Here is a 3,859-nt window from a genome sequence, read left to right on the forward strand (position 1 = left end):
ATTCGCGTCAACCACTTTTTATATCTTTTTTTTCAAAGTGCAGCGACGTGAACGAATTCGTTTCGTTGCTGCGGAGAGAGGTTCTATAGAAGCTCCTCCTTCTCGTCAAGGGCTTTTTGAAAAATCCTACCTTTTCAGCCTGTCAGGGGTCATTTTTTATGAGAAAGTCCGCGTCACACAAGGATTATGGCATAAAAAAGGCCCTGCCGAAGCAGGGCCTTCCTCAAAGGACAGGGTCCAAATCTCTTAGAGTCCTCTCATTATAAAGGACTCAATGTCTTCATAAAGCGTCTCAGGATAATACGGCGTCAGGAGGCGGGTACGAACGCCACCAACCAGATTACACTGGAGAACAATTGCCGTCTCATCAATAGATAAGGAGGAGGATATGGAACCATCCTCAACTCCACGCTTCACGCTATCCCGAAGGATCATGAGAACCTCGGTGAACTTCCCGGCCATCTCTTCCCGATCTTCACGGGTTTTGACGTCGCTGTATGGGGAACAGCGAATCAGGACCAGAAAATGCTCATTGGGGTCCGTAGAAAACTCAAAGTACTTCTGCACAAAACGGCGAACAGCCTCGCGACCGCTATCGGCATCTGCAACAGCTTCTCGCAGCTGCGCAATAAGGTGTTCCAGCACGTCCATTCCGGAAGCAAGGAACAGCTTTTCCTTATTTCCAAAATGATGCGTCAGCAGGCCAAGAGCAACCCCGGCGCGTTCAGAAATTTTCTTAAACGTCGTCTCGGAGTATCCATAAACACCAAAAAGATCCTTTGCCGCTTCCAAAAGCAGCTCTTTTTTTGTCATGACCATCGCCCACTATCCCATAGTGCCACGTGTCGGACTTAATACAACAAAGCGTTTCCTACCGCGGGCCGACACTGCCGTGGTACGAACGTCATTTGTGATGAGCAATACGGGTAGGTAAAGCTCCCCCCTAACCCGGTCAATTGATGACCCTGTGCTTTTTTGCTGTACAGACAATACACGTTGATTGGTTGAACAGAAAGCCCTGAGAATAAAAAATATCAGGTCCGCTTTACAGCTTCTCAACTTCCTGTCCTCAAAGGCTTTTTTCCCTATCAGCAGCCAATATTCTGCTTATTTGAACAAAAAAAAGTCCCCCCGCAAAAGCGGGGGGACTCAAAAGGAGGTGCTGCTTACTCTGAAAGAGACTCTCGGAGGAGTTTGCGTTTGAAGCCACAGGAACTGCACTTCCGGTGACGATCCGGTTCTCTTCAGGTCTGCAAGCGATGAAAGAGTGACTACACCCTGCACGGTGTTCATTCTTTCGAGCAGGGATCATGCAGATGCGCAGTGTTAACATCTACAAATCCTGCTATAGTGTGCGCTCAACCAATTTGGATGATTCCTTGCTGGAGTTCCCAAAATTTGCCCTGATGGGAAGCAACTGGATTATCGTTCAACCTCTGACACGTGTCGCTCGATCCATTGGATCGCACTCCAGCAAAATATATGAAAGCGTCTAGCGCTTCGTATTCTTTAAAGATCTGTGTCACTGTTTGGTTGTGCACTCAATCAGCAACACCCTCTCAATAAGCCCACCCCCTCAAAGCTGTCAAGCGCCATTTTTTTCTTCTGTTGAAAAAAAACCCCTTTTTCCCTTTTTGGTCTGCACTGCACATCAAAAAAAGCTTGAAAAGTAGCGTTGTAGCTCAATCCCCGCATCGCAGCATCCAAAATACAACAGAAGAGTTTTTGCTTTTCATATCAGTCTGGTCCAACCAGTACATGCAAAATTGGTCCAGCCGCTTCAAAATCCGTCGCACTCACCCTCTCAAGAGTGTCTTCTTCCTGACAACACAGTGCATTACGGACCTTAAAAAGAGTCCCCCAGCAGAACCAGATACACACTACAACATAAAAAAAGGCTTCCGCGTCAGCAGAAGCCTCTATAATTCTAGATCCTCAGACCTTTAGAACTCCAGATGCTTTGGAGTTCTGGGGCAAGGAATGACGTCTCGAATGTTTGCAACACCAGTTACCATCATCAGCAGACGCTCAAAGCCCATTCCAAAGCCAGAGTGTGGCACGGAACCAAAGCGGCGCAGGTCCATATACCACCAGTACTCTTCCTCAGGCAGTCCAAGCTCCTGAATACGGCGAGTCAGCACATCCATACGCTCTTCACGCTGGCTGCCACCAATGATCTCACCCACACGAGGAACAAGAATATCCATTGCAGCAACGGTCTTGTTGTCCTCATTCATCCGCATGTAGAATGCCTTAATGTCCTTAGGGTAGTCATACACAATGACTGGGCACTTAAAATAGTCCTCTGTCAGGAAACGCTCATGCTCGGTCTGGAGGTCAATGCCCCATTCCACGGCATATTCAAAGCGGTCCTTGCCCTTCTTGGTCTTGGCGTTCTTTTTCAGAATCTCAACGGCCTCGGTGTAGGGCACCCGCTGGAATTCCTTTTCCACAACAGTGTCCAGCGTTGCAGTCAGGGACTTGTCCACCCACTTGCTAAACAGCTCCATATCCTCTGCGCAGTGCTCACGCAGATGAGACACAACGCTCTTCAAGAACTTTTCGCCAAGATCCATATCATCCTTCAGGTCCGCAAAAGCCATCTCTGGCTCGATCATCCAAAACTCGGCCGCATGGCGGGGAGTATTGGAGTTCTCTGCACGGAATGTGGGACCGAAGGTATACACGTCGCCAAGGGACGTGGCAAAAATTTCGGCTGCAAGCTGGCCAGAAACAGTCAGGGAGGTATTCTTTCCAAAGAAATCATCCTCTGGCGTAGCCTTCTTGCCATCATAAGGATCAAGCGTGGTCACGCGGAACATTTCGCCCGCGCCCTCGCAGTCAGAGCCTGTCAAAATTGGGGAGTGCACATAGCGGAATCCATTGTCATGGAAAAACTTGTGCACGGCATATGCCGCTTCGGAACGAATGCGGAAAATCGAACCGTATTTGTTGGTGCGCGGACGCAAGTGCGCAATAGAGCGCAAAAATTCATCAGAGTGGCGCTTTTTCTGGAGCGGGAAGCTTTCGGGATCAGCCTCACCAATCACCCGCAGCTCGCTAGCCTTCACTTCCCACTTCTGGCCTTTACCAGGAGATTCAATAAGGTTTCCCGAAATGGAAACAGAGGCACCCGTTGTGGCGCGCTCAAGTTCATCCCAGCCCTGCGCTCCTTCATCAATAATGACCTGGAGGTTGGAAAGAGAGGTTCCATCATTAAGTTCGATGAAGGCAAAGCCCTTGTTCTCACGCTTGGTGCGAACCCAGCCCTTCACCACGATGTTTTCTTTTGGCGCCTCAGATTCGAGGGCCTGACGTACGCGAAGACGTTGCATATGCATCTCCTGACAACTGTTCTGTATAATGATATGTCGGGGACCTGGACGTACTTGACGGAATCTCGCTTCTGAGCAAAGTAAGCCAGACCAGCATGCTGCCCCGTGCAGGGAATGCAGCACAACCCGTCCCGACGGTCTAGGCTGTAATCAATTTTTGCAAGAACTGCCATACCGCGACAGGCCGGCCGCACGAAGCCAGCCACTCACAATATTTATCTGAACAGGGGGTTTTGAACATGGGATTCTTCTCCAAACTGAAATTCTGGGAAAAAAAGAAGCCGGAGCCGAGCACTCCGGAACCGGAAGTCCAGCCAGCTGTTGAAGAACAGTCTCCGGCACCTGAACCGGAGCACACCCCTGCCCCATCGCCTGTGCAGCCTGCTCCTGAGCCAACACCAGCCCCCGCTGCAACTCCAGAAGTTCAGCCCGAGCCTGCCGAGCCTGCCGAGCCTGCCGAGCCTGCCGAGCCTGCCGAGCCTGCCGAGCCTGCCGAGCCTGCCGAGCCTGCCGAGCCTGCCGAG

Annotated in this window: 3 protein-coding genes and 1 pseudogene; 2 read left to right on the forward strand and 2 right to left on the reverse strand. The window is 50.6% G+C overall.

The window, feature by feature from the left end; all coding sequences use genetic code 11:
• The coding region (locus tag B5D23_RS15260; RefSeq protein ID WP_234985110.1) for a hypothetical protein at positions 1 to 250 on the forward strand (250 nt) is incomplete at its 5' end.
• Here the strand turns inward: B5D23_RS15260 and B5D23_RS14765 are convergent.
• Positions 247 to 819 (reverse strand): TetR/AcrR family transcriptional regulator, encoded by a 573-nt coding sequence (locus tag B5D23_RS14765; RefSeq protein ID WP_078686237.1) that lies wholly within the window; start codon positions 817 to 819, stop codon positions 247 to 249. The two genes, B5D23_RS15260 and B5D23_RS14765, sit on opposite strands and share 4 nt — an antisense overlap.
• A 1,124-nt stretch (positions 820 to 1,943) precedes the next feature.
• On the reverse strand, positions 1,944 to 3,335 hold the full coding sequence (asnS, locus tag B5D23_RS14775) for an asparagine--tRNA ligase (RefSeq protein WP_078686239.1): 1,392 nt from the start codon (positions 3,333 to 3,335) through the stop codon (positions 1,944 to 1,946).
• A 239-nt stretch (positions 3,336 to 3,574) separates the two neighbouring features.
• Between asnS and B5D23_RS15295 the strand changes: the two are divergent.
• Positions 3,575 to 3,859, forward strand: a pseudogene (locus B5D23_RS15295) (signal recognition particle-docking protein FtsY); the annotation flags it as partial.

It is taken from the genome of Desulfobaculum bizertense DSM 18034 (genome assembly GCF_900167065.1).
Lineage (GTDB): Bacteria > Desulfobacterota > Desulfovibrionia > Desulfovibrionales > Desulfovibrionaceae > Desulfobaculum > Desulfobaculum bizertense.